Source organism: Streptomyces antnestii (genome assembly GCF_004005495.1).
Classification (GTDB): Bacteria; Actinomycetota; Actinomycetes; order Streptomycetales; family Streptomycetaceae; genus Streptomyces; species Streptomyces antnestii.
Map to the genome: position 1 here is coordinate 139,664 of NZ_RZYA01000011.1, position 24,745 is coordinate 164,408.

The following is a 24,745-nucleotide window of genomic DNA, read 5'->3' on the forward strand; positions in this document are numbered from 1 at the left end:
CTGACCACCGTCGACGGTCGCGCTTCTGAGGTCGTAAGGCTCACAGTTGGGGAGGTACGTCGCCGCCGAGGAGTGTGATCAGGTGGCCCAGGCGTGTGTCGAATTCGCGGCCGGTCTCGGTGATCTGTGGGTTGTCGTAGCTATCGAACAGGAGGCTGGGCTGGTCGACGGCGAGTTTGGTGTCCCCGTCGGGGTCGGCGTAGATCACGGCCGGCAGTGGTGCGTGCAGCGCGGCCGACGCGTCCTCGCGGAAGGCGCGTTCGGCGAGGATGTGGTTGCCGATGAGGTACTGGGTGGCCTTCCAGAGGGACTGCGAACCGACCATGAGAGCGCAGATGTCGCTGCGGTAGTAGTGCATGAACCCGTGCGGGGCGTTGATCTGGTCGAGTTCGAGGGTGGCGTTCCAGGAGCCGAGTTGGAAGAAGCGGGAGAGATCGGCCTGGGGGACGAGGGTCTCGAAGTGCTCGCACGCGGCGTCGTAGGGGCGCGGGAGCGTCACGACGAGCCGCCGGGCCACATGGTCGGTGGAGGCGTTGTCCGTGGTCATGGCCGTACCTGTTCGTCGTCGGAGCGGATGAGCTCAACGCCGTGGACGTCGACCGTGATGGAGGGGAAGTTGAGGTTGACGCTGTTGTCGGGGTTGCGGCGGAACATGCGTCGTCGCGTCGGCATGACGAGCCCGTCGAAGCTTTGGTGGTGGCCGGTGTAGTGACCGACGAGGAAGCTGTTGTTGATCTCGGCGACGTAGTCCATGCGGCGTTGGAGGCCGAAGGCGTCGTAGTAGAAGACCGCGTTGGGGCTGTGCGTGGCGATCTCGGGCGGGAAGCGCACCTGCAGACGCCGCCAGGTCTGTCCTGCCTCGTGCCATGGTTCGATCTCATGGGTCCGCACGCCTGGATATGCGAAGAGGAACGGGCTGGTGAAGTAGTTCCAGCACGCGTAGCCCAGGAAGTAACCAAGGTGCGGTGCGTCCCAGTCGGTGTTCCGCAGCATTCCTTTGAACGCGGCGCGGGCGGGAGTGAGGGTGTCGACCGGTTCGCCGTCGAGTGTCTGCACGGTGACGCTGTCGGTGGCGGCGTCGAAGACCATCTCCCACTCGGGGCGGGTGAACGGGGTGAAGGTGATGTGTTCTCTGGCCGTGTCGACCGTCAGCACCTGGTCGAAGCTCGTGCCCGGGGGCCAGCCCTTCAGCCCCCAGACCGGGCCGCCGATGGAGACGTCGGCCTTCAGGCCACGCACGGTGTCCCAGAGTTCTTCACCGCCGGCGGTGTCGATGGCCAGATCGAGGAGTTCAGTGCTCATGGCCGTGACGCTTTCCTCGCGAATGCGTACCTTGCCAGTGTCTCGCAGCGGAGGAGGCGGGCAACTCGCAGGAACCGTACGCCACCGTCGCGGCCAGGGGGCGCTGCGAGCCCGCGGGCTTCGCCGGCGTTTCGGTCACGCCTCCCCTTCGCCCTTTGGCAGGCACGTCACCGCCTCACACGGTCGGTCCGCGCTCGGCGAGGTGGTGCTTTACGGAGCAGCGGTGGCATCCCGGTGCGCGGGAGCGGTGCGGGGCGCATGCTGGGAGGGAGGCCTCGACGGTTCTGTCTTCTCGAACCTGGGAGCAGGTCATGCCATCCCTGCATTTCCCTCTGACCTCCTCGATGAGCCCCTCTGATCATTCCCTTCGCCGGACCCGTGTTCCGTAAGTCCTTCAAGGCCACGAGGTCGGTGCCGCGCTCGCGCTGCCAGCGGGAGTCGCCCATGCTGACCGGCATCTCGGTCAGGAGACCTGCCCGATCCCGTCAGGGACCCCGGCCCGCCGGCGCCGCCGGACATCACTCTCCCATTCCTCAGGCAAGTGACTGGTTCACGAACTGCTACAGGGCCTGCATGTTCCCGGCACGCCATTCGAGTCTGTTCCACCTGAACAGCGGCAGTGCCCGTGCGCACGGCCACCGACCCCAGGGACCCTGACCAGGAGGTCCACAGGGGCGAGGGAAGCCGGCAGTCGACAGGCTCGTGCCGACGGAAGGGCAAGGCACCGGCCAGAAGGGCGGAACACATTGAAAATCGTGGTGGCATTGCGGGTCAATGAAGCTGCAGCTCGGTTGTCCCTCGACGGCCCCGAGACCTTGTTGGACGCCCTGCGGGACCAGATGGGTCTCGAGGGCACGAAGAAGGGCTGTGACCAGGGAGCGTGCGGTGCGTGCACCGTGCTGCTCGACGGGAAGCGAGTGCTGTCGTGCCTGACCCTGGCAGCGCAGTGCGACGGTCACGAGGTGACCACCGTCGAGGGGCTGGCGCCCGACGGAGGCGTTCATCCGGTGCAGGCGGCCTTCATCCGTCATGACGCTTTCCAGTGCGGCTATTGCACGCCCGGCCAGATCATGTCGGCCGTCGCGCTGCTGGACGAAGGGCGGGCGGGGTCCGACGAGGAGATCCGGGAGTTCATGAGCGGCAACCTGTGCCGCTGTGCCGCGTATCCGAACATCGTGGCCGCGATCCGCGACGTCGCCGGGGAGGTGGCATCGCATGGCGCCGACTCCGGGGTTTGAGTACGTACGGCCCTCCTCCGTCGAGGACGCGGTCGCCACCGTGAGCGGAGATCCCACAGCCGCCTATCTCGCGGGCGGCACGACGCAACTGGATCTCGTGCTCAAGGACCGGGTGATCTCGCCGCAGCGACTCGTCGACATCACCCGGCTACCGTTGCGTGGGGTCACACGGACGTCAGACGGGCTCCAGGTCGCCGCCATGACGACGATGGAGGAGCTCGCGGCCGATCCGACAGTGACGCGGGAATTGCCACTGGTTCGCGAGGCTCTGCTGAGCGGGGCGTCGACGCAGCTCCGCAACATGGCGACCATCGGAGGAAACCTCCTGCAGCGCACGCGCTGCCGGTACTTCCGCGACCCGACGGTGGCGGCCTGCAACAAGCGTGATCCCGGGTCGGGTTGCGCGGCGGTCACCGGTCACGCCCGGATGCACGCGATTCTCGGGGCGAGCGAACACTGCATCGCGTCGCACGCCTCCGACCTGTGTGTGGCTCTGGTCGCGTTGGACGCCGTCGCACATCTCCAGAGCATGGGCGGCCTGAGCCATGTTCCGCTCACCGAGTTCTACCGCGTACCCGGGGACCGGCCCGATCGGGAGACCGTCCTCGAGCACGGCGAGCTGGTCACGGCGATCGGCATTCCGCTGCTGCCTCCCGGCACCCGGTCGTCCTACCTCAAGGTGCGTGACCGCGCGTCCTACGAGTTCGCGCTCACCTCGGCGGCCGCTGCTCTCGTCGTCGAGCACGACGTGATCAGGTTCGCGCGTCTGGCCCTCGGTGGAGTCGGCACGGTTCCCTGGCGCGCTTACGAGGCGGAGGGCATCCTCGTCGGCGCACCGGTGAGCGAGGGCGCGTTCCGTGCCGCCGCCGAGGCCGCTGTCAACGACCCGTTCACGGTGTCCGGCACCGAGTTCAAGGTCGAGCTCGCCAAGCGGACCGTCGTCCGCGTCCTTCAGACGGTAGCGAGGAACGCGTCATGACCGAGACGAAACCGGCACCGACGCTGCTCGGCGCCGGCGTCGACCGCGTCGATGGACTGTCGAAGGTGCGGGGCGAGGCGCCCTTCCCGTCCGACGTCACCTACCCCCGGCTCGCACACGCCGCCCTCGTCCGCAGCACGATCGCGGCCGGCCGTATCAGCCGCATCACCACACGGGCGGCCGAGGAGGCGCCAGGCGTCCTGGCTGTGATCACGCACCAGAACATGCCCAGGCTGGAGCGTGGCCCGGCGACCCTGATCGGGCCCTCTCCTGTCTCGCCGCTGCAGGATGACCAGGTGTTCCACCACGGGCAGTACGTCGCTGTGGTCGTCGCCGAGAGCCTCCAACAGGCGTCGGCGGCAGCCGAGTTGGTGGACGTCGAATACGAGGTGGCCGCGGGGGTCTTCGATCTCGACGACCCCCGCGGAGAGCTCCGCGTCGACCCGTGGGGCTCCGGCGCGCGGCGGGGCGACGTGGAGGGCGCCCTCGCGTCGGCGGAGGTCACCTTCGAGGCGTCGTACTCCACCGCGGCCAACACGAACAACCCGATCGGTCTCTTCACGACGGTGGCGGCCTGGGAGGGAGACACCCTCACCCTGCACGACTCGACGCAGTGGACGGCCAACGTCCGCACCACGATCGCGGCGCTCTTCGGGCTCCCCGAGGAGTCGGTGCGTGTCCACGCGCCCTTCCTCGGCGGCGGGTTCGGTGCCGGCCTGCGTGTCTGGCCCCATGCCGTCATCGCGGCCGTCGCCGCGCAAGTGACCGGGCGCCCCGTCAAGTTGGAGCTCACCCGCCCGCAGATGTTCACTGGCATCGGCTACCGGCCCGCCACCGAGCAGACCGTCAGGCTCGGCGCGCTGCGCACCGGACAACTCGTCGCACTGCAGCACCACGCGACCATCGCGATCGGCATCGTCGACGAGAACCCCGAGCCTGTCACCCTCATCAGCCAAAGTGCGTATGCCTGCCCGAACGTCGACGTCAGGGATGACGAGCGCCGACTGAACATCCCGCCGCCGGGACCGTTGCGCGCACCTGGTGCGGCACAGGGTACTTTCGCGCTGGAATCCGCCTTGGACGAGCTGTCGTACAAGCTCGGCATGGATCCGCTGGAGCTGCGGCTGCGCAACTACGCCGAGGTCGACGCGCATTCGGGGCTTCCCTGGTCGAGCAATGCGTTGCGGGACTGCTATGCGGTCGGTGCGGAGCGGTTCGGCTGGGCGCAGCGGAATCCCGAGGTGGGGTCGATGCGGGAGGACTCGTGGCAGATCGGCTACGGCGTCGCATCGCTCTCCTACCACTGGTGGCAGGTGCGTTGCGAGGCGCGGGCGACGATCGGGCGCGACGGGACCGCGTTCGTACGGAGCGCGGCCAACGACATCGGCACGGGCACCCGCACAGTGATGACGCAGTTGTCGGCCGAGCTGCTGGGCCTCGGCCTGTCGGATGTCCGCTTCGACCTCGGCGACTCCACGATGCCCTGGTCACCTGCGGCCGGCGGATCGGGTCTCACGACCTCGCTCGGCGTGGCTGTCGACGACGCCTGCCGTTCCCTCCGTGGGAAGTTCCTCGAACTGGCCGTGCAAGGCCCCGGCTCCCCACTGGCTGGGTGTTCGAGCGACGATGTGGTCGTCTCCGGGGGACGCCTGCACCGCAAGGACGATCCTGGCGTGGGCGAGAGCTACGCGGAGGTCCTGGCCCGCCACGGCCTGGACGAGCTGAGCGCCGACGGCCTTGGCGCCCCGCCCGATCCTGCGCAGACGGGCCTGGCGCTCTCCCCACCGTTCGCCGCGAAGTTCGCCGAGGTCAGGATCGATGCCGATCTCGGCATTCTCCGAGTCGCCCGCCTTCTGACCGTCGTGGACGCGGGGCGGATCCTCAATGAGAAGCTCGCGCGTAGTCAGATCGTCGGCGGAACGATCGGCGGCATCGGGCAGGCGCTCTTCGAGGAGACCAGCTTCGATCCCGGCACCGGGCGGATCGCGAACGCGACGTTCGGGGACTATCTGATCCCGGTCAGCGCGGACGTGGGTGACGTCGACGTCGCCTTCGTCGGGCAGCCCGACCCGCTGACACCGGTCGGCACCAAGGGAGTGGGCGAACTGGGCCTCCCGGGAACCGCCGCGGCGATCGCGAACGCCGTCTACCACGCCACGGGGCGGCGCCTCCGCTCCCTTCCGATCGCCATCGAGCAGCTGTACTAGGCAACAATCACGCACACCGAGGGCGACACCCGCCGCTGGGCGGGCGCGGCCCGAGCGGTGTCAGCCAGTCCTCACCACCCTGCGACGTCGACGTCGACGACAACGGCCTCGGCGAAACCCTGTGGCTCCTCCTGAGGAACGTTGTGGCCAACGTCCAGGCCATCAACTCGCCGGACCGGATCGGCTTCTGACACCTCCGGCAGAGGCGGCGCCCCTCACTCGAGGAGTTGCCGGTACACACGGTCGCAAGTGCAGGCCGGGCAAGCCGTTGGATGACGCCGGCCAGGAGCTTGAGGATCTTCGCTGTGTCCTGCACAGCAGGGAGGAACGAGATCGTACGGGTGGCGGCGGGCGTGACGCGGTCGAGCACGTCGGCGATGAACGCGGCTGCAGTCTCCAACGGGCAGGCCCCGTCCTTGGCGGCGGCGTCGTGGGCATCGTGCACCATCCGGACCTCGAGGAAGAAGCCGTCGAGCCGGCGTCCCCTGGAGGCACCGGGGATACGTCTCTCCCCGCCCCGCCGGTCAAGCCGCTCCGATCAGGCCGCAACAGGTGCTCGGCGCAAGTCCTCCGTCGATACTGGCGATGGGTCGCCACCGAGGCGGCCTGACACAACGTCACCAAAGACGCAGGTCCGCGCAGTAACTCCTCACGTCACTCGGAGGTACCAGTGAGAATGTTGATCAACGTGGCCGAGACCGTCGTCGCCGACGCGTTGCGGGGAATGGCCGCGGCCCATCCGGAGCTGGTCGTCGATGTCGAGAACCGGGTGATCGCGCGCAGGGACGCCCCCGTCGAGGGGAAGGTCGCGCTCGTATCGGGTGGCGGGTCGGGGCACGAGCCGCTGCACGGCGGGTTCGTGGGGCCCGGGATGCTGTCGGCCGCGTGCCCCGGAGAGGTGTTCACGTCGCCGGTGCCCGACCAGATGGTGCGGGCCGCGGCCGCCGTGGACAGCGGCGCCGGTGTGCTGTTCATCGTCAAGAACTACACGGGCGACGTGCTCAACTTCGACATGGCCGCCGAACTCGCCGAGGACGAGGGGATCCAGATCGCCAAGGTCCTCGTGAACGACGACGTGGCCGTCACCGACAGCCTGTACACCGCAGGGCGGCGCGGCACGGGCGCGACCCTGTTCGTCGAGAAGATCGCGGGCGCGGCGGCCGAGGAGGGACTGCCGCTGGAGCGGGTCGAGTCGATCGCCCGTCAGGTCAACGCGAACTCACGGAGTTTCGGTGTGGCCCTCAGCGCGTGCAGCACTCCTGCCAAGGGCAGCCCGACCTTCGATCTGCCGCCCGGCGAACTGGAGTTGGGCGTCGGCATCCACGGCGAGCCCGGCCGTGAGCGGCGCGCCATGATGACCTCGGGCGAGATCGCCGACTTCGCCGTGGACGTCGTCCTGGAGGACCTGCAGCCGACGGATCCGGTCATCGTCCTGGTCAACGGCATGGGCGCGACCCCGCTGCTCGAGCTGTACGGGTTCAACGCCGAGGTCCAGCGCGTGCTGAGCGAACGCGGTGTCCCGGTGGCGCGCACACTCGTCGGCAACTACGTCACCTCGCTCGACATGGCCGGCGCCTCCGTCACCCTGTGCCAGGTCGACGAGGAGCTGCTGCGCCTGTGGGACGCACCTGTGAGCACGGCGGGCCTGCGCCGGGGCATGTGAGGCACCCTGTCGTCCGTACCGACACGACCACGCAAGGAGATGACGTGCTCGACGCCGATTTCTTCCGTCGCTGGCTGACGGCGGCCACCGCCGCGGTCGACCGGGAGGCCGCACGGCTCACCGAACTCGACTCGCCGATCGGTGACGCCGACCACGGCAGCAATCTGCAGCGCGGCTTCGTCGCCGTGAGCGCCGTCCTGGACAGGGAGGCGCCGGACACCCCCGGCGGCGTACTCACGCTCGCCGGGCGCCAGTTGATCTCGACGGTGGGCGGCGCGTCGGGCCCGCTGTACGGGACGCTCCTGCGCCGTACGGGCAAGGCGCTGGGCGACGCGCCCGAGGTGAGCGAGGCGGACCTCGCGACGGCACTGCGGGCCGGGGTGGACGCGGTCATGACGCTGGGCGGGGCCGCGCCCGGTGACAAGACCATGATCGACGCGCTGGTCCCGGCGGTGGACGCGCTCGCCACCTCCTTCGACGCGGCCGCCACCGCGGCCGAGCAGGGCGCGCTCGCGACGACGCCGATGCAGGCGCGCAAGGGGCGGGCGAGCTATCTGGGCGAGCGCAGCATCGGGCATCAAGACCCGGGGGCCACGTCGTCCGCGCTGTTGCTCGCGGCGCTCGCCGAGGCGGCCCGCGATGAGTGACCCGGGGAGCACAGACACAGGGGGCGCCGCCGCGAAGGTCGTCGGGATCGTGCTCGTGTCGCACAGCCGCGCTGTCGCCGAGTCCGTGGCGGAGCTCGCGAGGGGTCTCGCGGGCGGCGGTGCGGACGTGCCGGTGGCGCCGGCGGGCGGCACCGAGGACGGCGGGCTCGGCACGAGCGCCGAGCTGATCTCCGGCGCCGCGCGCGCGGTCGACCGGGGTGCGGGCGTCGCGGTGCTCACCGACCTGGGCAGCGCGGTGCTCACCGTGAAGGCGCTGCTGGCCGAGGGTGACGAACTCCCGGACGGGGCACGCCTGGTGGACGCCCCCTTCGTCGAGGGGGCGGTGGCCGCGGTGGTCACCGCGTCGGCCGGGGCCGATCTGGACGCGGTGGAGGCGGCCGCGGTGGAGGCGTACTCGTACCGGAAGGTGTGAGGGGGCGGGGGCGGCGGCGGTCCGTCCGTCGCCCCGGTCCGCGCCGGGCCGCCCCGGTCCCCGCCGGGCCGGGCCGGGCTCAGTTGTCGCGCAGGAACTTCCTCGCCTGTGTCTCGCCGAGCGCGACGGCGGCGCGATGGCTCTCGATGGGCCGGACGCGGGTGTTCCTGAACAGGATGTACGTGACGTCTCGGCGGGCGCCGCCGCGGACGGGGTGGGGGTTGATGCCCAGGTTCGCCGCGGTGGCGTACGACGCCTCGCCGATGAGGCCCTTCGGGCCGGTGTCGCCGACGATGGCGTACTGGACCTTGTCCCGGTAGACGACCGCGGCGAGCGTTCCGCCGCGGATGCCGTCGGCCGCCGGGTTCCAGACGCGGCTCGCTCCGGGGATGACGACGTACGGGAGGCGCTCGGAGCTGAGCCGGCCGCCGCGGGAGTCCTGATAGGCGGTCATGCCGGTGAAGAACGGGTCGGTGCGGCGGTTGCAGTGGCGGCCGGGGCGGCCGTCGCAGTCGATGTCCATGTCGGCCTTCCAGTACACGGCGCCGCCTCTGCCGCACACGGGGATGTTCGCGGGGGTGCCGTCGTCGCCGCGATAGCGGCCGCGCGAGATCTGTGTGCAGCGTCCCAGCTTGCCGAGCAGGTCGGCGGCCCGCACGGAGCCCTCCCGCACGCCCGTGGCCCGGTGCGTCGCGCGCTCGCCGTCGTCGGGCACGCGGGCCAGTGCGGGCAGCGCGGGGACGAGCAGGGCGGCGCCACAGACGGCGGCCAGGGACAGGGGGCGCATGCGCATCAAGAAGGGCCTTCCACGAGGGGACACTGACGCTCGAACACAAACACCCAATCTGGGGCGAGTTGACCGTACCGTCCACCGCTCAGGGGCCGGACGTGCACGATGCGCGCGACACGCCGCTCTTGATGTGACCCCGTCACTCATGTCATACAGGTCCGTACCAATGCTTCCCGGCGGAAGGCCTGCTCGTGCGACGCACCCCCATACGCTCCCTGCCGTACGCGGCCTGCGGCCTCGCCCTCCTGCTCGTCACCTCGTGCGGCCTGCTCGACGACGGCACCCCGCGAGGCCCCGCCCTCACCGCTCCCGCCGGCGTCACGGCGCAGGCGGGCAGCGCCACCTCCGTCCACGTCATGTGGAGCCGGCCCGAGGGCGGCGCCGAGGTCAGGAGCTACACGGTGTACCGCGGCGCCACCCGCGTGAAGGAGGTGCCCGGCGAACAGCACATGACCGACGTCGTCGGGCTGCGCCCCCGCTCCGCGTACACCTTCTCCGTACGGGCCGAGGGCCCTGACGGCGCGTCCGGGCCGCTCAGCGCGAAGGTGGCCGTCACCACCCCGGCCGCCGTGGCCGAGGACCGGTCGGCCCCGAGCCGGCCGGGCGCGCTGCGCGGCCACGCGGACGGCGGGCGGGCCGCGTCCCTGTCGTGGGGCGCGTCGCACGACGACAAGGGCGTCGTCTCGTACGACATCTACCAGGGCACCTCGAAGATCCACAGCGTCGGCGGCGGCGAGACCCGGGCGCTGGTCACCGGCCTTCGGCCCGGCACCGCCTACGCGTTCACCGTGAAGGCGCGCGACGCCGCCGACAACACCTCACCCGCGGGCCCGCCCCTCCGGCTCACCACCGCGAAGGGCTCCGGCGAGGGGCCGGGCACCGCGCCCACGGACTTCCGCGCCGCGTCGCACCGGGCGGGCGGGGCGTACTACATCGACCTGTCGTGGACGCCGCCGCGCACCGGCGGCACCGTGCCCGCGTACCGCATCTATCTGGACGGGCGGCTCGCGACCACCCTCGTCTGGGGCGACGCACCGCCGAAGGGCACGGCGCGGAACAGCTTCTACGTGGGCAAGGAGGCCGGTGTCCGGCACCGCGTGAGGATCCGCGCCCAGCTGCCCGACGGCACGTGGGGCGCCCCGTCCGCCGAACGGGGCGTCAGCACCGGGCCCTGAAGCGCACCGCGTGGGCCGGACGATGGAACCTGTCACCTGCCCGGCTCCTGTCCGCATGCGCCCGGCCCGGCCCGCAAGTTGGCTCTACGTCAGGTAGCACGGGCGTTTGCCAACCATCGGCGGGGCATCGAAGTGCCGCCTCCCGTGCCGCCGGAGGGCAGAGTCATGCGTACTACTCAGATATTCGTCCGTTCGACGCTCACCGTCGCCGCGGCGGCCGCGCTTCCCCTGACCGTGGCCGCGCCGTCCGCCTTCGCGGGCGGCCCCCCGAGCGGCGGCGGGATCGCGGTGACGGCCAACGGGTCCACGGTGCAGGTCAGCACCCGGGCCTGCAGAAACGGCGGCACCGCGAACCTCCTGTCCAGCAGCCAGGCGCGACAGGCCGCGCTGTCCGGCGGGACCGCCTCTTTCCAGAACGTCAGCCCCGGCACCTACACGGTGACGGTCATCTGCACCGGCCAGAGCACACCGGCGGGCACCCAGTCCGTCACCGTCAGCTCGACGCCGACCATTTCGGCGACCTCGATGCCTGCACGCGGTGTGCAGGGCGGGCTCGGCGGAAGCTCGACGGACCACCGCACGGCGACGTACGTCGTCGGCGGGGCCCTCGTGGGCACGGGTGTCATCGGCAGCGCATGGTTCCTCCGCCGCCGTGGCGCACACCACCGGACGTAGGTCCCCGTCCGCGCAGCACTGCCGCCGCTCCGGCTCCGTGCCGGGCCGGCGGCGGTTCTGTGTCAGGCCGGGTCCGGACCGAAGGCCCGGTCCTTCTCGTCACCGTCGAGGCCGAGTTCTTCCAGCGTCTGTTCCAGCCAGCGGACCCAGAACGTCTCCAGGTCGATGCCCGCGCGCAGCACCACGTGCCGCAGACGGTCCGGGGCCGCGTCGAGGCCCGGCGGGAAGTCCCGCTTGTCGATCTCCTCGTACTCCGCCAACTGCCGCCGGTGCAGGCCGAGATGGCGGCGCAGGTCCGCCTCGATGCCGTCGGTGCCGACGACGGCGGCGGCTCGAAGCCGCAGGAGCAGCGGGTCGCGCAGCGGCTTGGGGTCCTGGCTCGCGGCGGTCCAGCGGGCCAGTTCCGCGCGGCCCTCGGGCAGGACCTCGTACTCCTTCTTCTGGCCGCGCGCGGGGGTGGGCGCGGGCAGGGCCCTGATGTATCCCTCGCCCTCCAGGCGGCCCAGCTCGCGATAGATCTGCTGGTGGGTGGCCGACCAGAAGTAGCCGATCGACTTGTCGAAGCGACGCGTCAGTTCGAGGCCCGACGACGGCTTCTCCAGGAGAGCCGTGAGGATCGCGTGCGGGAGTGACATGGGGTGCAGCCTATGTGGAGGGGTGCGGCCTGTGCGGAGGCGTTCACGCGGCCGGCGGGCCCGGCCGCGTGAACGCCGGTCTCACAGCGCGGCAGCCAGCTCGGTGCCCTGGCGGATGGCACGCTTCGCGTCCAGTTCGGCCGCCACGTCGGCGCCGCCGATCAGGTGCGCCGCGCGGCCCGCGGCGAGCAGGTCGTCGTACAGGCCGCGGCGCGACTCCTGGCCGGTGCACAGGACGACGGTGTCGACGGGGATGACGGTGGACGTGCCGTCGACGGTGACGTGCAGGCCCGCGTCGTCGATGCGGTCGTAGGTGGCGCCGGCGACCATGGTGACGCCGCGGTGGCGCAGTTCGGTGCGGTGGATCCAGCCGGTGGTCTTGCCGAGTCCGGCGCCGACCTTCGACGTCTTGCGCTGCAGGAGGTGCACGGCGCGCGGCGGGGCGGGGCGGTCGGGCTTCGCGAGGCCGCCGCGGCCCTGGTAGTCCATGTCGACGCCCCACTGCCGGAAGTACGTCGCCGGGTCCTGGCTGGCCTTGTCGCCGCTGTCGGTGAGGTACTCGGCGACGTCGAAGCCGATGCCTCCCGCGCCGACGATCGCGACGCGCTCCCCGACGTGCGCGCCGTCACGCAGGACGTCGAGGTAGCCGACGACGCTGGGGTGGTCGATCCCGTCGATCTCGGGGGTGCGGGGGGTGACGCCGGTGGCGACGACCACCTCGTCGTACGCGTCCGCGCCGAGGTCCCCGGCGGTGACGGGGGTGTTCAACCTGACGTCCACGCCGTGCAGTTCGAGCTGGGCGCGGTAGTAGCGCAGGGTCTCGTCGAACTCCTCCTTGCCGGGGACCTTGCGGGCGACATTGAGCTGGCCGCCGACCTCGGACGCGGCGTCGAAGAGGGTGACGGCGTGGCCGCACTCGGCGGCGGAGACCGCGCAGGCGAGCCCGGCGGGACCTGCGCCGACGACGGCGACGCGCTTGCGCCGGCGGGTCGGGGCGAGGACCAGTTCGGTCTCGTGGCAGGCGCGCGGGTTGACGAGGCAGGAGGTGATCTTGCCGCTGAAGGTGTGGTCGAGGCAGGCCTGGTTGCAGCCGATGCAGGTGTTGATGGTGTCGGAGCGGTCCTCGGCGGCCTTGTTCACGAAGTCCGGGTCGGCGAGCAGGGGCCGCGCGAGGGACACCATGTCGGCGCAGCCGTCCGCGAGCAACTCCTCGGCGATCTCCGGGGTGTTGATGCGGTTGACCGCGACGAGCGGGATCGAGACCTCGCCCATGAGCTTCTTGGTGACGAAGGCGTACGCGCCGCGCGGCACGGACGTCGCGATGGTGGGGATGCGGGCCTCGTGCCAGCCGATGCCGGTGTTGATGATCGTGGCGCCGGCGGCCTCGATCTCCTTGGCGAGCTGCACGACCTCGTCGAGGGTGGAGCCGCCCGGGACGAGGTCGATCATCGAGAGCCGGTAGATGAGGATGAAGTCGGTGCCGACGCGCTCCCGGACGCGGCGGACGATCTCGACGGGGAAGCGGGTGCGGTTCTCGTACGAGCCGCCCCAGCGGTCGGTGCGCCGGTTGGTGGCGGCGACGATGAACTCGTTGATGAGGTAGCCCTCGGAGCCCATGATCTCCACGCCGTCGTAGCCGGCGCTCTTCGCGAGTTCGGCGGCGCGCGCGAAGTCGTCGATGGTCTGCTCGACCTCGGCGTCGGTGAGCTCGTGCGGCGGGAAGGGGCTGATCGGCGCCTGGAGGGGGCTGGGGGCGACGAGGTCCTGGTGGTAGGCGTAGCGGCCGAAGTGCAGGATCTGCATGGCGATCTTGCTGCCGGCGGCGTGCACGGCGTCGGTGACCTGGCGGTGCTCGGCGGCCTCCGCCTCGGTGGTCAGCTTGGCGCCGCCGTCCCAGGGGCGCCCGGCCTCGTTGGGGGCGATGCCACCGGTGACCATCAGGCCTACTCCGCCGCGGGCGCGGGCGGCGTAGAACTCCGCCATGCGCGCGAAGCCGTTCTCGGCCTCCTCCAGGCCCACGTGCATGGATCCCATCAGGACCCGGTTGGGGAGTGTGGTGAAACCGAGGTCGAGCGGGGTGAGCAGGTGCGGGTATCGGCTCATGGGGCCCTCCGTGCGCGGCGAACGTCGTCACAGTTGTAGACGACGGCAGCTCCCTTTTGCAACAAGTTGCATAAGAGAGGTGCGCCACGACGGGTGCGCCACGGCGGGGCCCGGCCGGGGCTACTTGTCGGCGATCTCCGCCACCCACCCGTACGGCAGTTCCTGGCCGTCGACCGTCACGGCCTCGACGGTCCGGGTCTCGGGGTCGATCTCGGCCTGCACCCCCTCCCCCTCGAAGCGCGGATAGCCGGACTCCCCGTACGCCCCCGTGGCCTCGACGGACACCACGCGCAGCGGGTTGCCGTGCACGGGGTGGCCTTCCTTGTCCGCGAGTTGGGGCTTGACCAGGACGGTGTAGCGCGCGGGCGCATCACTGGTGTCGCTCATGTTCAGGAGGCTAGCCGCGGGCACGCGAACGCGCCTGCGCGCGGCCGGCCTCCCCTCAGCACACCGTTCGGTTGTAGAATGCAACGAGCAGCCGGGTGGGCTGCGCGGACTGCGAGGACTGCACGTGGAAGACCGTGAGACGGCCGTCGAGACCATTCAGCGCGAGATGACGTCCTTCGCGCGGCGCGCCAGGGCGATGGCGGGGCGCATGCACCCCGAGCTGTCACTCGTGTCGTACACCCTGCTCAGCCACCTGGACGAACAGGCCGGCTGCCGGGCGACGGACCTCGCCGCGCACTACGCCCTGGACAAGTCCACGGTGAGCCGGCAGGTCGCGGCCCTCGAGCGGGCCGGGCTCGTGACGCGCCGGGTGGACCCGGACGACCACCGCGTCCAGGTCCTCCATCCGACGGAGGCAGGCGCCGACATCCTCGCCCAGGTCACCGTGAGCCGCCGCCAGGCGTTCCGGGAGCGCGTGGCCGACTGGCCCGAGGAGGATCTCGTGCGGTTCGCCGACTACCTGCTGCGCTACAACGCGCGGGTTCAGGAATAGGGCGTGTCCGGCGGATCAGGTCGGACAGGTCGCGGCGTCCGGTGCGGTGCATCGCAAGGCGCCGGAGCGCCCTGATAGCGGAGCTGTCCGGGCGTTTCGGCAACGCCGCGAGGTGCCGTGCGAATGGGGGCACCTCCCAGCGGTAGCTGGGGGAGCCGCGACCCCGGCCATGATCCGCCGGACACGCCCTAGGGCGTGTTTCGAAAGTAGCGTCGTCCGCCCGGAGGGCGGGCCCCGCGGCGTCTGGTGCGTGCGATCGCAAGGCGCCGGAGCGTCCTAGTGGCGGAGCCACTCGGACGTTTCGGCAACGCCGCATGGGGGTCCCCCCGCTCGAGCGAAGCCGAGAGTGGGGGAGTGCGTGCCAGGCGCCGCGGGGCAGGCGGGACTTCCGAAACACGCCCTAGGCCTGACCCGCGCCGACCACGGCGAAGCCGTCGGACTCGGGGGCGCGGGCCGCCATGAACCTCGTGGTGCGCCGCAGCCGGAAGCCCAGTGACTCGTACAGCCTGATGGCGTTCGTGTTGCGGGCCGAGGTGTGCAGGAACGGGGTCTCGCCGCGCTCCCTGATGCCCGCCGCCACGGCCAGGACGAGCCGGCCGCCGAGCCCCTGTCCCCGGTGCTCCGGGTCGGTGCAGACCGCGCTGATCTCCGTCCAGCCCGGCGGGTGCAGCCGCTCCCCCGCCATCGCGACGAGCGCGCCGCCCCGGCGTATCCCGAGGTACGTGCCCAGCTCGACGGTGCGCGGCAGGAACGGGCCCGGCCGGGTCCGCGCCACCAGGTCCAGCATCTCGGGCACGTCGGCGGCGCCGAGCCGCACGGCCTCCGGGTCCGGGGCGGCGGCCACACCCTCGTCGACGAGCTGCACCCCGTCCATGTCCATCGTGAGTTCCCAGCCGTCCGGCGGCGGCGTACGCATCCCGGGCAGCGGCACCGTCTCGCCCGGGCCCGCGAGCGCGGCGAGGTCCGCCCAGTCGCCGGGCGCCGGATCGTCGGGCAGCGCGAGCCACGGCGACACGTCCAGGGGGTACCGCAGGACCCGGCCCCGCCGCTCGGCGAAGTGCGCGTGCGGGCCGGTGAGGGAGGCGTACGCGGGGTTGTCCAGCGGGTGGGCGGGGGCGGCGGCCGGGACGGTCATGCGGCGGGCTCCAAGAGGGCGGCGGTGGTGTACGGGCGGGTGGGCGGCCGTGCCGACCATGGCCGCCCACTGATGAAAGCCCATGTCACCGCAGGCTGATTCCCTCACGAGGCGAAGTTCACAAGGCCGCAACGATGCGCGCCGCGGGGTGCGCGTTGCCGACGCGTGAACGTTCTTGACATGCTGGCGCGATGTCCCCCGTACCCCTGAGTGACCGCGTCGAGGAACTGCTCGCGGGCGAGCACCCGTTGCCGGTCGTGGAGGCGGGCGACCCCGTCCTCCGGTCCCCCGCGCAGACCTACGACGGTCAGCTCGCGCCCGCGCTCCTGGAGCGTCTGATCACCGCGATGCGCGCGTCGATGCACGCCGCTCCCGGGGTCGGGCTCGCCGCACCGCAGATCGGCGTCCCGCTGCGGCTCGCCGTCATCGAGGACGCGGCCGAGGTCCCCGACGAGGTACGCCTGGTACGCGGCCGGGTGCCGCAGCCGTTCCGCGTCCTGATCAACCCGTCGTACGAGCCCGTGGGCGCGCACCGCGCCGCGTTCTTCGAGGGCTGCCTGAGCGTGCCGGGCCTGCAGGCCGTGGTCGCCCGGCACGAGCGGGTGCGGCTGCGGGCGCTCGACGAGCGGGGCCGCCCCGTGGACGAGGAGTTCACGGGGTGGCCCGCCCGGATCGTGCAGCACGAGACCGACCATCTGCACGGCACGCTCTACCTCGACCGCGCCGAGCTGCGCTCGCTGTCCACGCGGACCGCGATGGCCGAGCGCTGGACGCAGCCCACGCCCGACCTCGCCGCGAGCGCGCTCGGCTTCTCAGTCCCGTAGGGGCCTGTCGTCCGGATCAGGCCAGGTCGGGCATCTCGCCCTGGGTCGTGCTCATGTCGATCACCGAGAACGCGGCACCCTGCTGGTCCGCGACCGCCGCGAAACGGCCGAACGGTGAGTCCATCGGGCCGAAGTGGAGCTTCCCGCCGAGCTTGGTCGCCGTCGCGACCGCCGCGTCGCAGTCGTCGACGGCGAAGTAGACGTTGACGTACGACGGGACCTGCGGCGGGAAGTCCTCGGTCATCTTGAAGCGGCCGAGCTGGGGCCGGCCGTCGAGCTGCCAGACGTTGAAGTCGACGTGCTCGTCCACCATCTTCTTGACCTCGTACGGGAAGACGGCCTCGAAGAACGCGTCCGTCTTCGCGGGGTCCCTCGTGGTCACCTCGGCCCAGGCGAACGAGCCGGGTTCGCCGGTCTTCTCGAACCCCTCGTGCGTACCCGGCTGCCAGAGGCTGAAGAAGACGCCGGCGGGGTCCTGGGCGGTGACCATCGTGCCGAAGTCGGCGACCTGCATCGGCTCCATCGCCAGGGCGCCGCCGGCCTCCTTGACACGGGTCACGGCGGCCTTGATGTCGGGCGTGGCCAGATACAGGTTCCAGGCCGCCGGGACGCCCTCCGTGCCGGGCATCTGCGGCGCGAGCGCGCCGACCCGCTTGCCGTCGGACCTGGCCTGCGTGTAGTTGCCGAACTCCTGCTGTCCCTCCTCGAACGTCCAGCCGAGAAGCTCGCCGTAGAAGCTCTTGGCGGCCTCCAGGTCGGGGAACATGGCGTCGGCCCAGATGGGCGCGCCCTCCGGTCGTGCGGCCATGACGCGAACCCTTCTTCGGTGTGGGGAAAACCTTCTTCCGTCCTCGGTTCACGCTAGCCGCGAGCGGACGGGGCCGCGCGACAAACCCTTACGGAGCGGTGACGTACCGGAGCGGAGCACCGTCAACGCGCCCCCTCCCGCCTAGCGTGGGCGGCATGCGTGTACTGGTCACCGGCGGTGCCGGGTTCATCGGGTCCGCGGTCGTGGACACCCTCTCCGCTCGCGGGCACGAGGTCGTCGCGCTCGACGTCCGCCCGCCCGGCCCGGACGAACGGCGCCCGTGGACCGTCGCCGACGTCCGCGACCGTGCCGCCGTCGAATCGGCGCTCACCGGAGTCGACGCGGTGTGTCACCAGGCGGCGAAGGTCGGCCTCGGCAAGGACTTCGCGGACGCCCCCGACTACGTCTCCCGCAACGACCTCGGCACCGCCGAGCTGCTCGCCGCGATGGCCGCGGCCGGCGTACGCGACCTGGTGCTCGCCGGCTCGATGGTCGTGTACGGGGAGGGCCGGTACGTGTGCGGGCGCCACGGGGTGGTGCGGCCGGGGCCGCGGGCCGAGGCGGATCTGCGGGCGGGCCGGTTCGAGCCCGTGTGCCCGCGGTGCGGCGCCGCGCTCGACCCCGGCCTCGTCACGGAGGACGCCCCCACGGACCCCCGCAACGTGTACGCGACGACGAAGCTCGCCCAGGAACATCTGGCGTCCGCCTGGGCGCGGGCCACCGGCGGGCGCGCGGTGTCGCTGCGCTACCACAACGTGTACGGGCCGGGGATGCCACGCGACACCCCTTACGCGGGCGTCGCCTCGTTCTTCCGCTCGGCGCTTGCCAGAGGTGAGGCTCCGCGCGTCTTCGAGGACGGGCGCCAGCGGCGGGACTTCGTCCACGTACGCGACGTGGCCGCGGCGAACGCCCTCGCCCTGGAGGCCCTGTGCGACCGGCCGGCCGGGGCGTGCTCCGCGTACAACACGGGCAGCGGGGATCCCCGCACGGTGGGTGAGATGGCGCATGCGCTGGCCGCCGCCCATGGTGGCCCGGCGCCGGTGGTGACGGGCGAGTACCGGCTGGGCGACGTACGGCACATCACGGCGGACCCGTCCCTCCTCAAGGCCGAGCTCGGGTGGCACGCGGAGATCGAATTCGAGGCGGGCATGCGGGAGTTCGCGAAGGCGGAGCCGGAGTGACGGGCGCGCTCCGGTGCGCGCGGGCTACGCTCCCGCGGCCGGCAGCGTCACCTCGAAGCAGCAGCCGCCCGCCACGTTGCGCACGGTGGCGCTGCCCCGGTGGGCCTCGACGATGCCCCTGACGATGGCGAGGCCGAGGCCCGCGCCCGACGGAGGTGTGCGGGCGTGGCTGCCGCGCCAGCCCGTGTCGAAGACCCGGGGCAGGTCCTCCTCGGGGATGCCGCCGCAGCCGTCCGTGACCGTGAGGACCACGCCGTCCGCCGAGGCCGCCGCCGCGACGGCGACCGTGCCGTCGGCCGGGGTGCGCCGGATCGCGTTGATCAGGAGGTTGCCGAGTACCCGGCTCATCTCCTTGGCGTCGACCTCCACCGCGAGCGCGTCGATCGCGTCGACGAGGTCGCCGACGAGCCGTACGCCGTGTTGGCCGGCGAGCGGGTCGGCGCCCGCGAGCGCGTCGCCCACCAGGTCGTGCAGGGAGATCCGGGACGGGCTCAGGACGAGCGAGCCCGCGTGGATGCGGGACAGTTCGAAGAGGTCGCCGACCATGTCGTTCATGCGCTCGACCTCGGCGCGGATCTGGCGCAGGTAGCGGTCCGGGTCGGCCGCCATGCCGTCCTCGAGCGCCTCGGACATCGCGCGGAGCCCGGCGAGCGGGGTGCGCAGATCGTGCGAGATCCAGGCGACGAGCTCGCGACGCGAGGTCTCCAGGGCGCGCTCACGGTCCCGGGACACGGCCAGCTTGGCACTGGTGGCTTCCAACTCCCTCGACAGCGCGGAGAGTTCCGCGGTGGCGGGCAGCGCGGGCGCGGCGAAGCTGCCGCCGTCGCCGAAGGAGCGGGCCGCGAGCGTCAGCGCGTTGCTGCGGGCGACGACCCAGCGGCCTAGGAGCAGTGCGGTGGCCAGCGACACGGTGGCGGCCATCGCGGCGACGGTCGTCACGACGGTCAGGTCGTGCGGGGAGAGGAACATCGCCCAGGCCACGACGAGCGTTCCGGCGAGCATCGCCGTCACGGCGACGGCGGCCACCACCGTGAGCGACACCGTCAGGGAGCGCCGGCGCAGCACGAACAGGGCGAGCGCGCCGAGCAGTCCCGCCCCCACGGCGCCGAGGAACGCGAACAGGGCGATGAGGAGGATGTCACGCACGGGGTCCGGTCCGTTCGGTCTGCTCTGTCCATTCGGTCAAGTCGGTCTGGTCGTGCGCCACCGTCGGGCCGGGCTGGGGCTGGGGCTCGGATCCGGGGTCGAGGCGGTAGCCGACTCCCCAGACCGTCTGGATCAGGCGCGGGGCCGCCGGGTCGTCCTCGATCTTGCCGCGCAGCCGGCGGACATGCACCGTCACGGTCGACAGGTCGCCGAAGTCCCAGCCCCACACCTCCCGCATGAGCTCCTCACGGTCGAAGGCGCGGCCCGGATGCCGGAGGAAGAAGGCGAGAAGGTCGAACTCCCGTATGGTCAGGGCGAGTTCATCGCCCCCCTTGGTCGCACGACGGGCCGCCGGGTCGACGGTGAGGGCGCCCGCGCGGAGCGGTCCCGACGGTTTCGGCGCCCCGGCCGCCCGGGCCCGGCGCAGCACCGACTCGACGCGCAGGACCAGCTCGCGCGGGCTGAACGGCTTGGTGACGTAGTCGTCCGCGCCGACCTCCAGGCCGAGGATGCGCTCGCCCTCGTCGCCGCGCGCCGTCAGCATGATCACGGGGACGGGGCCGCGCTCCCGGAGCCTGCGGCACACTTCGAGACCGTCCATGCCGGGCAGCATCAGGTCGAGGACGACCAGGTCGGGCGGCTGCGCGTGGGCACGGTCGAGGGCGGCGGGGCCGTCGGCAGCCCGGTCGACGTCGTAGCCGGCGCGGTCCAGATAGCCCGCGACGACCTCGGCGACGGTCGGGTCGTCGTCGACGACGAGTACGCGGCCGAGCGGTGGTGTCTGCATGGGACCAGCGTCGCACCACGCCCCGTCGGGCCGCTTCGCGCCAGGGGGCCACCGGGCTCATCGTCCGCGTTTCGTAAGGTTCCGGGGCCCGGAATGTCCGTTCTGGATTCGTAGGGTGACACACGTGATCCCCCCTGACTCCAACTCCCCTGCCGGCCCCGCCCCCTCGCACCGGACCACCCCCTGGGCACTGTCGGTCGATGTCGTGCTGCCGTGCCTCGACGAGGCCGCCGCGCTGCCGTGGGTACTGGCCCGTATCCCGGACGGCTGGCGGGCGCTCGTCGTGGACAACGGGTCCACCGACGGCTCCCCCGAGGTGGCCCGGTCCCTGGGCGCGACCGTGGTGACGGAGGCCCGGCGCGGCTTCGGGGCCGCCTGCCACGCAGGCCTGCTGGCCTCCGACGCGGACATCGTCTGCTTCTGCGACTGCGACGCCTCGCTCGATCCCGCCCTGCTCGCGCCGTTCGTGCGGGATGTGGCCGCAGGCCGCTGCGATCTCGTGCTCGGCCGGCGCAGGCCGCTGGGGCGCGGCGCCTTCCCCGTCCACGCGCGCGCCGGGAACCTGGCGCTCGCTCGGATGCTGCGGCGGCGCACCGGCCTTCGCCTGCACGACCTGGGCCCGATGCGGGCCGCACGCCGCGTGCCCCTCCTCGCCCTGGACCTCACGGACCGCCGCAGCGGCTACCCGCTCCAGATGGTCGTACGGGCCGCCGACGCGGGCTGGCGCATCGCGGAACGCGCGGTGCCGTACCGGCCTCGTACGGGAAAGTCCAAGGTCACGGGCACATGGAAGGGCACGTGGCAGGCGGTCCGTGACATGCGGGCCGTTCTCGCGGAGCCACCGCGGACACCGCACCCGGCACGCGGGGAGGCGGCGCCCCGATGAGGTCCTCCGAAGCCGGTGCGCTGCCAGCCGCTCCCGGCACCCCCACCACCCTCCTCGTCATCGCCAAGTCCCCCGTGCCCGGGCAGGTCAAGACCCGGCTCACGCCGCCCTTCACTCCCGGGGAGGCGGCGCGGCTCGCGGAGGCGGCGCTCGTCGACACCTTGCGCGCGGTGCTCGCGGCCCCCGCACGGCGCCGGGTGCTGGTGCTCGACGGGGCGCCCGGGGCCTGGCTGCCCGACGGCATCGAGGTGGTCGCCCAGTGCGGCGGCGGCCTCGACGAGCGGCTCGCGGCGGCGTTCGCCGGATGCGCGGGGCCGGCCGTCCTGATCGGGATGGACACGCCCCAGGTGACCCCCGCACTGCTCGCCCCGGCGCTCGGGGCCGACGCCTGGCGGGACTGCGACGCCTGGTTCGGGCCCGCCGACGACGGCGGGTTCTGGGCGCTCGGGCTGGCCGAGCCTGACCCCGGGCTGCTGCGGGGGGTGCCGATGTCGACGGCGCACACGGGTGCGGTCCAGCGGGCCCGGCTCACCGCGGCGGGGCTGCGCGTACGGGACCTCGCGGCCCTGCGGGACGTCGACACGGCGGACGACGCCGCCCTGGTGGCGGCCGCCGCGCCCGACGGCCGCTTCGCCGCCGAACACGCGCGCCTGACCCGGGCGGTCCGCCCATGAGCACGACCCACGAGGCGGCACCGCCCTGGTGTACGGATCCTTACGCCGACGCCGTGCGCAACGAACGCGGGCCGCTCTTCCTGCGGCGCGCCGACGGCTGGCTGCTGCCGCTGGAGGTGGAGCGCTGGTGCGCGGGCCCCGACGCCGCCGACCTGTCGGCGCTGCGGCACTGCGAGGGGGCCGTCCTGGACATCGGCTGCGGCCCCGGCCGGCTGGTCGCCGCACTCGCCGCGGCCGGCCGTCGCGTGCTCGGCATCGACGTGAGCGAGGCCGCCGTGGCGCGGACGGTCAGCCTCGGGGGTGCCGCGCTGCGCCTGTCCGTGTTCGACCCCCTGCCCGACGAGGGCGGCTGGGGGACGGCCCTCCTGCTGGACGGCAACATCGGGATCGGCGGCGATCCGGGCGCCCTGCTGACCCGTGTCGCCGAACTCGTCCGCCCCGGTGGCCTGTTGACGGCGGAGACGGCGCCGCTCGACGTGGACGAGCGGGTGGAGGTGCGGGTGGACGACGGGCGGGGCGCGTCGGGTTCGCTGTTCCCGTGGGCCCGCGTGGGCACGCGCGCGCTGCTGCGCGTCGCGCGCCCGCTCGGCTGGCGGCCGGTGGCTCAGTGGTCGGTGGGCGGGCGCTCCTTCGTCTCCCTGCGTCGCTGACGTTCCCGCTCCCGCTCGCGTTTCCGCTCCTGTCGGCGCGCCCTGTGGGCCTGCCGCCAGGGCGACCCCGGGGCGAGGAACGTGCGCGTCACGAACCACAGGGCGGACGCGGCGAACAGACCGGCCGTCAGGAGCAGCCAGTGCTGCAGGAAGGCGTCCTCCGAACGGCCGGTGACCAGGGCGTAGTGCTCCGGTCGCGCCCGCGAGATCAGCGGGTACCAGACCAGGAGCAGCAGCCCCGACAGGAACGCGGGGACGCGTGCGTACAGCACCGCCGAGCGGTCACGGCCCCCGAGGGCCTTGCACGCCGCGCGGTCCGCGAGCGAGTACAGCGGTACGAGCACCAGGTCGTGGAGGAGGGCCGCGCCGACGAACCACATCGCCACGCCCCATGCGTCGCCGGCGAGGAGCCGCACGCCCGCGTACCACGCGAGGGCGAACGAGGCGGCGAGGAGCGGGAGTTGGAGCGGACTCTCGCCGTACCAGCGCTCCGTCGGATGCAGGTTCAGGTGCGGGTTCAGCTTCGGCAACCGCTTCAGCCATCGGCTCGCTCGTCCGCTCATCGCAGCGCTCCGAACGTCAGCCGTGCCACCCATTTCGTGTTCAGGACGCCCGGCGCCGCGGGGACGATGATCCGGGCCGGGTAGCCGTGGTCGAGCGTGAGGTCGGCGCCGTCGACGCGGAGGGCGAGGAGCGAGCGCGGGTCGTGGACCTGGTTGTGCCGCAGGGCCGCTTTGCGGAAAGCCCCGTGCTGCTGGAGGGACTCGACGAACACATCGGTGTCGCCGTCGGTCCCGGCGAGCACGGCCAGGTCGCGCAGTCGTACCCCGCTCCAGCGCCGGTCGTCCGTGGACCAGCCCTCGACACAGGCGATGGGCAACGAGGCGGTGTGCTGCGGGAGTTGGAGTAGGTCGGCGCGAGTGAGCCGGTGGACGGTGCCGGACGGGCCGGTGACGACGAGCCGCCAGGGGGCGCCGGCGTCGGCGGCCCGGACGCCCGCCACGGCGGCCGTCTTGTTGATCTGGAACCTGTCGGAGCCCGTGCCGGGATCCTCGCCGCCGTGCGGGGCGAGGAGCGCGGTGCGGCGCCATACGCCGCCGATGCTCTGGCCCGCGGTCGTGACGAGGAGCAGGAGCGAGCCGGCGCCGACCATGGCGAGCGCGCCCCGCCGCGAGACGGTGGGCTCGGCGGGCTGCGCGGGCACCAGGTCACCCGTCTCCGCGACCCCCGCCTTCCGCTCGCGCAGCACGCGCAGCGCCTGGGGTACGCGCAGCACGGCGTGGACGGCGAACGCACTGATGAACACCCAGGCGCCGTAGAAGTGCAGCGGGTAGAAGGACCCGGGGAACAGGTAGTCGAGCTGGACGTTGAGGATGCCGGTCACGAACTCGAAGAGCGCGCCGCCGACGAGCAGGAGCAGTGAGAGCCGTTCGAGGGCGTGGCCGAGGGAGCGGACCGGCGGCAGCGTGAACAGCTTGGGCACGACCGACCACAGCTTGGCGAGGAGCACCGGCACGAGCACGACCCCGACGGTGACGTGCAGGCCCTGGGTGAGCCGGTACAGCCAGTGCGGGTCCGTCGGCCAGGAGAACAGGTAGAAGCCGAGCAGGCCCTTGTCCGGCGTCTTGTCGTTGACCGCCGCGAGGTTCGGGTTGTAGGCGGCGTACGACAGCAGGCCGGTCACGAACAGGAGGGGCATTCCGGCGAGGAGGACGAGACCGAGGACGGCGGTGAAGCGGGGGCCGCGCAGGGGGCTGCGCCACGGATCGGGGAGCGTGCGGGGGAGGTGGAGGTCGCGCATGCGGTTCCTTCAGGCTGTGCGCGGCGGGGACCCGCCGGCCTGCTCCGACGGTAGTGCGGACGGCCG

The 24,745-nt window shown here is 72.3% G+C and carries 26 protein-coding genes; 14 read left to right on the forward strand and 12 right to left on the reverse strand.

Annotated elements, in window-relative coordinates; genetic code table 11:
- Positions 1 to 40 precede the first annotated feature (40 nt).
- Both EOT10_RS41375 and EOT10_RS23065 read right to left on the reverse strand, forming a co-directional pair.
- Positions 41 to 547 carry a DUF302 domain-containing protein gene (locus EOT10_RS41375; protein WP_223281152.1) on the reverse strand — a complete coding sequence of 169 codons (507 nt, stop codon included), beginning with the start codon at positions 545 to 547 and terminating at the stop codon, positions 41 to 43.
- On the reverse strand, positions 544 to 1,302 hold the full coding sequence (locus tag EOT10_RS23065) for a hypothetical protein (protein ID WP_127830192.1): 759 nt from the start codon (positions 1,300 to 1,302) through the stop codon (positions 544 to 546). The genes EOT10_RS41375 and EOT10_RS23065 overlap by 4 nt, the downstream gene beginning before the upstream one ends.
- Before the next feature lie 746 nt (positions 1,303 to 2,048).
- On the opposite strand from EOT10_RS23065, the gene EOT10_RS23070 reads away from it, so the two are divergent.
- The 6 genes from EOT10_RS23070 (at position 2,049) to dhaM (ending at position 8,469) form a co-directional block, all read left to right on the forward strand.
- A complete protein-coding gene (locus EOT10_RS23070; RefSeq protein WP_431313315.1) occupies positions 2,049 to 2,540 on the forward strand; it encodes a (2Fe-2S)-binding protein in 492 nt (163 codons plus the stop codon).
- Positions 2,518 to 3,519 carry an FAD binding domain-containing protein gene (locus EOT10_RS23075; protein ID WP_127830194.1) on the forward strand — a complete coding sequence of 334 codons (1,002 nt, stop codon included), beginning with the start codon at positions 2,518 to 2,520 and terminating at the stop codon, positions 3,517 to 3,519. The genes EOT10_RS23070 and EOT10_RS23075 overlap by 23 nt, the downstream gene beginning before the upstream one ends.
- Positions 3,516 to 5,726 carry a xanthine dehydrogenase family protein molybdopterin-binding subunit gene (locus tag EOT10_RS23080; protein ID WP_127830195.1) on the forward strand — a complete coding sequence of 737 codons (2,211 nt, stop codon included), beginning with the start codon at positions 3,516 to 3,518 and terminating at the stop codon, positions 5,724 to 5,726. Before EOT10_RS23075 ends, EOT10_RS23080 begins: the two co-directional genes overlap by 4 nt.
- Before the next feature lie 670 nt (positions 5,727 to 6,396).
- On the forward strand, positions 6,397 to 7,389 hold the full coding sequence (gene dhaK, locus EOT10_RS23085; RefSeq protein ID WP_127830196.1) for a dihydroxyacetone kinase subunit DhaK: 993 nt from the start codon (positions 6,397 to 6,399) through the stop codon (positions 7,387 to 7,389).
- A gap of 44 nt (positions 7,390 to 7,433) precedes the next feature.
- The gene (dhaL, locus tag EOT10_RS23090) at positions 7,434 to 8,036 is read left to right on the forward strand and encodes a dihydroxyacetone kinase subunit DhaL (protein ID WP_127830197.1); all 603 of its coding nucleotides are present in this window, start codon (positions 7,434 to 7,436) and stop codon (positions 8,034 to 8,036) included.
- Positions 8,029 to 8,469 (forward strand): dihydroxyacetone kinase phosphoryl donor subunit DhaM, encoded by a 441-nt coding sequence (dhaM, locus tag EOT10_RS23095; RefSeq protein WP_127830198.1) that lies wholly within the window; start codon positions 8,029 to 8,031, stop codon positions 8,467 to 8,469. The genes dhaL and dhaM overlap by 8 nt, the downstream gene beginning before the upstream one ends.
- Positions 8,470 to 8,548: 79 nt before the next feature.
- Here dhaM and EOT10_RS23100 read toward each other — a convergent pair whose 3' ends face one another.
- Positions 8,549 to 9,262 carry a glycoside hydrolase family 75 protein gene (locus tag EOT10_RS23100; RefSeq protein ID WP_127830199.1) on the reverse strand — a complete coding sequence of 238 codons (714 nt, stop codon included), beginning with the start codon at positions 9,260 to 9,262 and terminating at the stop codon, positions 8,549 to 8,551.
- Positions 9,263 to 9,450: 188 nt separating this feature from the next.
- Here EOT10_RS23100 and EOT10_RS23105 point away from each other — a divergent pair, with 188 nt between their 5' ends.
- Positions 9,451 to 10,434: a fibronectin type III domain-containing protein gene (locus EOT10_RS23105; protein WP_223281153.1), complete on the forward strand. Its 984-nt coding sequence runs from the start codon at positions 9,451 to 9,453 to the stop codon at positions 10,432 to 10,434.
- A gap of 165 nt (positions 10,435 to 10,599) precedes the next feature.
- The gene (locus tag EOT10_RS23110; RefSeq protein WP_127830200.1) at positions 10,600 to 11,109 is read left to right on the forward strand and encodes a hypothetical protein; all 510 of its coding nucleotides are present in this window, start codon (positions 10,600 to 10,602) and stop codon (positions 11,107 to 11,109) included.
- A gap of 62 nt (positions 11,110 to 11,171) precedes the next feature.
- Here EOT10_RS23110 and EOT10_RS23115 read toward each other — a convergent pair whose 3' ends face one another.
- From EOT10_RS23115 to EOT10_RS23125, 3 genes are all read right to left on the reverse strand, one after another.
- Entirely contained in the window at positions 11,172 to 11,744 is a 573-nt protein-coding gene (locus tag EOT10_RS23115; RefSeq protein ID WP_127830201.1) for a PadR family transcriptional regulator, read from the reverse strand.
- An 81-nt stretch (positions 11,745 to 11,825) separates the two neighbouring features.
- On the reverse strand, positions 11,826 to 13,847 hold the full coding sequence (locus EOT10_RS23120) for an NADPH-dependent 2,4-dienoyl-CoA reductase (protein ID WP_127830202.1): 2,022 nt from the start codon (positions 13,845 to 13,847) through the stop codon (positions 11,826 to 11,828).
- A 120-nt stretch (positions 13,848 to 13,967) separates the two neighbouring features.
- Positions 13,968 to 14,234, reverse strand: coding sequence for a hypothetical protein (locus EOT10_RS23125; protein ID WP_127830203.1), 267 nt, complete (start codon positions 14,232 to 14,234; stop codon positions 13,968 to 13,970).
- A gap of 166 nt (positions 14,235 to 14,400) precedes the next feature.
- Here EOT10_RS23125 and EOT10_RS23130 point away from each other — a divergent pair, with 166 nt between their 5' ends.
- A complete protein-coding gene (locus tag EOT10_RS23130) occupies positions 14,401 to 14,787 on the forward strand; it encodes a MarR family winged helix-turn-helix transcriptional regulator (RefSeq protein WP_127830316.1) in 387 nt (128 codons plus the stop codon).
- A gap of 400 nt (positions 14,788 to 15,187) precedes the next feature.
- On the opposite strand, the gene EOT10_RS23145 is transcribed toward EOT10_RS23130, so the two are convergent.
- Positions 15,188 to 15,922 carry a GNAT family N-acetyltransferase gene (locus EOT10_RS23145; protein ID WP_127830317.1) on the reverse strand — a complete coding sequence of 245 codons (735 nt, stop codon included), beginning with the start codon at positions 15,920 to 15,922 and terminating at the stop codon, positions 15,188 to 15,190.
- A gap of 191 nt (positions 15,923 to 16,113) precedes the next feature.
- Here EOT10_RS23145 and EOT10_RS23150 point away from each other — a divergent pair, with 191 nt between their 5' ends.
- Positions 16,114 to 16,746, forward strand: coding sequence for a peptide deformylase (locus EOT10_RS23150; RefSeq protein WP_127830204.1), 633 nt, complete (start codon positions 16,114 to 16,116; stop codon positions 16,744 to 16,746).
- Between the two features lie 16 nt (positions 16,747 to 16,762).
- Here the strand turns inward: EOT10_RS23150 and EOT10_RS23155 are convergent, their stop codons facing one another.
- Entirely contained in the window at positions 16,763 to 17,554 is a 792-nt protein-coding gene (locus EOT10_RS23155) for a VOC family protein (protein ID WP_127830205.1), read from the reverse strand.
- A 155-nt stretch (positions 17,555 to 17,709) separates the two neighbouring features.
- On the opposite strand from EOT10_RS23155, the gene EOT10_RS23160 reads away from it, so the two are divergent.
- Entirely contained in the window at positions 17,710 to 18,735 is a 1,026-nt protein-coding gene (locus tag EOT10_RS23160; RefSeq protein ID WP_127830206.1) for an NAD-dependent epimerase/dehydratase family protein, read from the forward strand.
- A 24-nt stretch (positions 18,736 to 18,759) separates the two neighbouring features.
- Here EOT10_RS23160 and EOT10_RS23165 read toward each other — a convergent pair whose 3' ends face one another.
- Together EOT10_RS23165 and EOT10_RS23170 are read right to left on the reverse strand one after the other, a co-directional pair.
- Positions 18,760 to 19,881: a sensor histidine kinase gene (locus EOT10_RS23165; protein ID WP_127830207.1), complete on the reverse strand. Its 1,122-nt coding sequence runs from the start codon at positions 19,879 to 19,881 to the stop codon at positions 18,760 to 18,762.
- Positions 19,874 to 20,668, reverse strand: coding sequence for a response regulator transcription factor (locus EOT10_RS23170; RefSeq protein ID WP_127830208.1), 795 nt, complete (start codon positions 20,666 to 20,668; stop codon positions 19,874 to 19,876). The genes EOT10_RS23165 and EOT10_RS23170 overlap by 8 nt, the downstream gene beginning before the upstream one ends.
- A 124-nt stretch (positions 20,669 to 20,792) precedes the next feature.
- Here EOT10_RS23170 and EOT10_RS23175 point away from each other — a divergent pair, with 124 nt between their 5' ends.
- The 3 genes from EOT10_RS23175 to EOT10_RS23185 are packed head-to-tail and all read left to right on the forward strand — an operon-like array spanning position 20,793 to position 22,878.
- Positions 20,793 to 21,554 carry a glycosyltransferase family 2 protein gene (locus tag EOT10_RS23175; RefSeq protein WP_431313316.1) on the forward strand — a complete coding sequence of 254 codons (762 nt, stop codon included), beginning with the start codon at positions 20,793 to 20,795 and terminating at the stop codon, positions 21,552 to 21,554.
- Positions 21,551 to 22,228, forward strand: a complete 678-nt coding sequence (locus EOT10_RS23180; RefSeq protein WP_127830209.1) for a TIGR04282 family arsenosugar biosynthesis glycosyltransferase — start codon at positions 21,551 to 21,553, stop codon at positions 22,226 to 22,228. The genes EOT10_RS23175 and EOT10_RS23180 overlap by 4 nt, the downstream gene beginning before the upstream one ends.
- Entirely contained in the window at positions 22,225 to 22,878 is a 654-nt protein-coding gene (locus EOT10_RS23185; RefSeq protein ID WP_127830210.1) for a class I SAM-dependent methyltransferase, read from the forward strand. Before EOT10_RS23180 ends, EOT10_RS23185 begins: the two co-directional genes overlap by 4 nt.
- Here the strand turns inward: EOT10_RS23185 and EOT10_RS23190 are convergent.
- Positions 22,833 to 23,441: a hypothetical protein gene (locus tag EOT10_RS23190; RefSeq protein ID WP_317617359.1), complete on the reverse strand. Its 609-nt coding sequence runs from the start codon at positions 23,439 to 23,441 to the stop codon at positions 22,833 to 22,835. The two genes, EOT10_RS23185 and EOT10_RS23190, sit on opposite strands and share 46 nt — an antisense overlap.
- Positions 23,438 to 24,679, reverse strand: coding sequence for a molybdopterin-dependent oxidoreductase (locus tag EOT10_RS23195; RefSeq protein ID WP_127830211.1), 1,242 nt, complete (start codon positions 24,677 to 24,679; stop codon positions 23,438 to 23,440). Before EOT10_RS23195 ends, EOT10_RS23190 begins: the two co-directional genes overlap by 4 nt.
- Between the last annotated feature and the right edge of the window lie 66 nt (positions 24,680 to 24,745).

Coding starts and splice junctions, on each gene's coding strand:
- EOT10_RS23130 (WP_127830316.1), top strand. CDS start 14,401: ATGACGTCCTTCGCGCGGCGCGCCAGGGCGATGGCGGGGCGCATGCAC.
- EOT10_RS23120 (WP_127830202.1), bottom strand. CDS start 13,847: ATGAGCCGATACCCGCACCTGCTCACCCCGCTCGACCTCGGTTTCACC.
- EOT10_RS23195 (WP_127830211.1), bottom strand. CDS start 24,679: ATGCGCGACCTCCACCTCCCCCGCACGCTCCCCGATCCGTGGCGCAGC.
- EOT10_RS23145 (WP_127830317.1), bottom strand. CDS start 15,922: ATGACCGTCCCGGCCGCCGCCCCCGCCCACCCGCTGGACAACCCCGCG.
- EOT10_RS23170 (WP_127830208.1), bottom strand. CDS start 20,668: ATGCAGACACCACCGCTCGGCCGCGTACTCGTCGTCGACGACGACCCG.
- EOT10_RS23160 (WP_127830206.1), top strand. CDS start 17,710: ATGCGTGTACTGGTCACCGGCGGTGCCGGGTTCATCGGGTCCGCGGTC.
- EOT10_RS23115 (WP_127830201.1), bottom strand. CDS start 11,744: ATGTCACTCCCGCACGCGATCCTCACGGCTCTCCTGGAGAAGCCGTCG.
- EOT10_RS23190 (WP_317617359.1), bottom strand. CDS start 23,441: ATGAGCGGACGAGCGAGCCGATGGCTGAAGCGGTTGCCGAAGCTGAAC.
- EOT10_RS23150 (WP_127830204.1), top strand. CDS start 16,114: ATGTCCCCCGTACCCCTGAGTGACCGCGTCGAGGAACTGCTCGCGGGC.
- dhaM (WP_127830198.1), top strand. CDS start 8,029: ATGAGTGACCCGGGGAGCACAGACACAGGGGGCGCCGCCGCGAAGGTC.
- EOT10_RS23185 (WP_127830210.1), top strand. CDS start 22,225: ATGAGCACGACCCACGAGGCGGCACCGCCCTGGTGTACGGATCCTTAC.
- EOT10_RS23110 (WP_127830200.1), top strand. CDS start 10,600: ATGCGTACTACTCAGATATTCGTCCGTTCGACGCTCACCGTCGCCGCG.
- EOT10_RS23080 (WP_127830195.1), top strand. CDS start 3,516: ATGACCGAGACGAAACCGGCACCGACGCTGCTCGGCGCCGGCGTCGAC.
- EOT10_RS23100 (WP_127830199.1), bottom strand. CDS start 9,262: ATGCGCATGCGCCCCCTGTCCCTGGCCGCCGTCTGTGGCGCCGCCCTG.
- EOT10_RS41375 (WP_223281152.1), bottom strand. CDS start 547: ATGACCACGGACAACGCCTCCACCGACCATGTGGCCCGGCGGCTCGTC.
- EOT10_RS23155 (WP_127830205.1), bottom strand. CDS start 17,554: ATGGCCGCACGACCGGAGGGCGCGCCCATCTGGGCCGACGCCATGTTC.
- EOT10_RS23075 (WP_127830194.1), top strand. CDS start 2,518: ATGGCGCCGACTCCGGGGTTTGAGTACGTACGGCCCTCCTCCGTCGAG.
- EOT10_RS23180 (WP_127830209.1), top strand. CDS start 21,551: ATGAGGTCCTCCGAAGCCGGTGCGCTGCCAGCCGCTCCCGGCACCCCC.
- EOT10_RS23065 (WP_127830192.1), bottom strand. CDS start 1,302: ATGAGCACTGAACTCCTCGATCTGGCCATCGACACCGCCGGCGGTGAA.
- EOT10_RS23125 (WP_127830203.1), bottom strand. CDS start 14,234: ATGAGCGACACCAGTGATGCGCCCGCGCGCTACACCGTCCTGGTCAAG.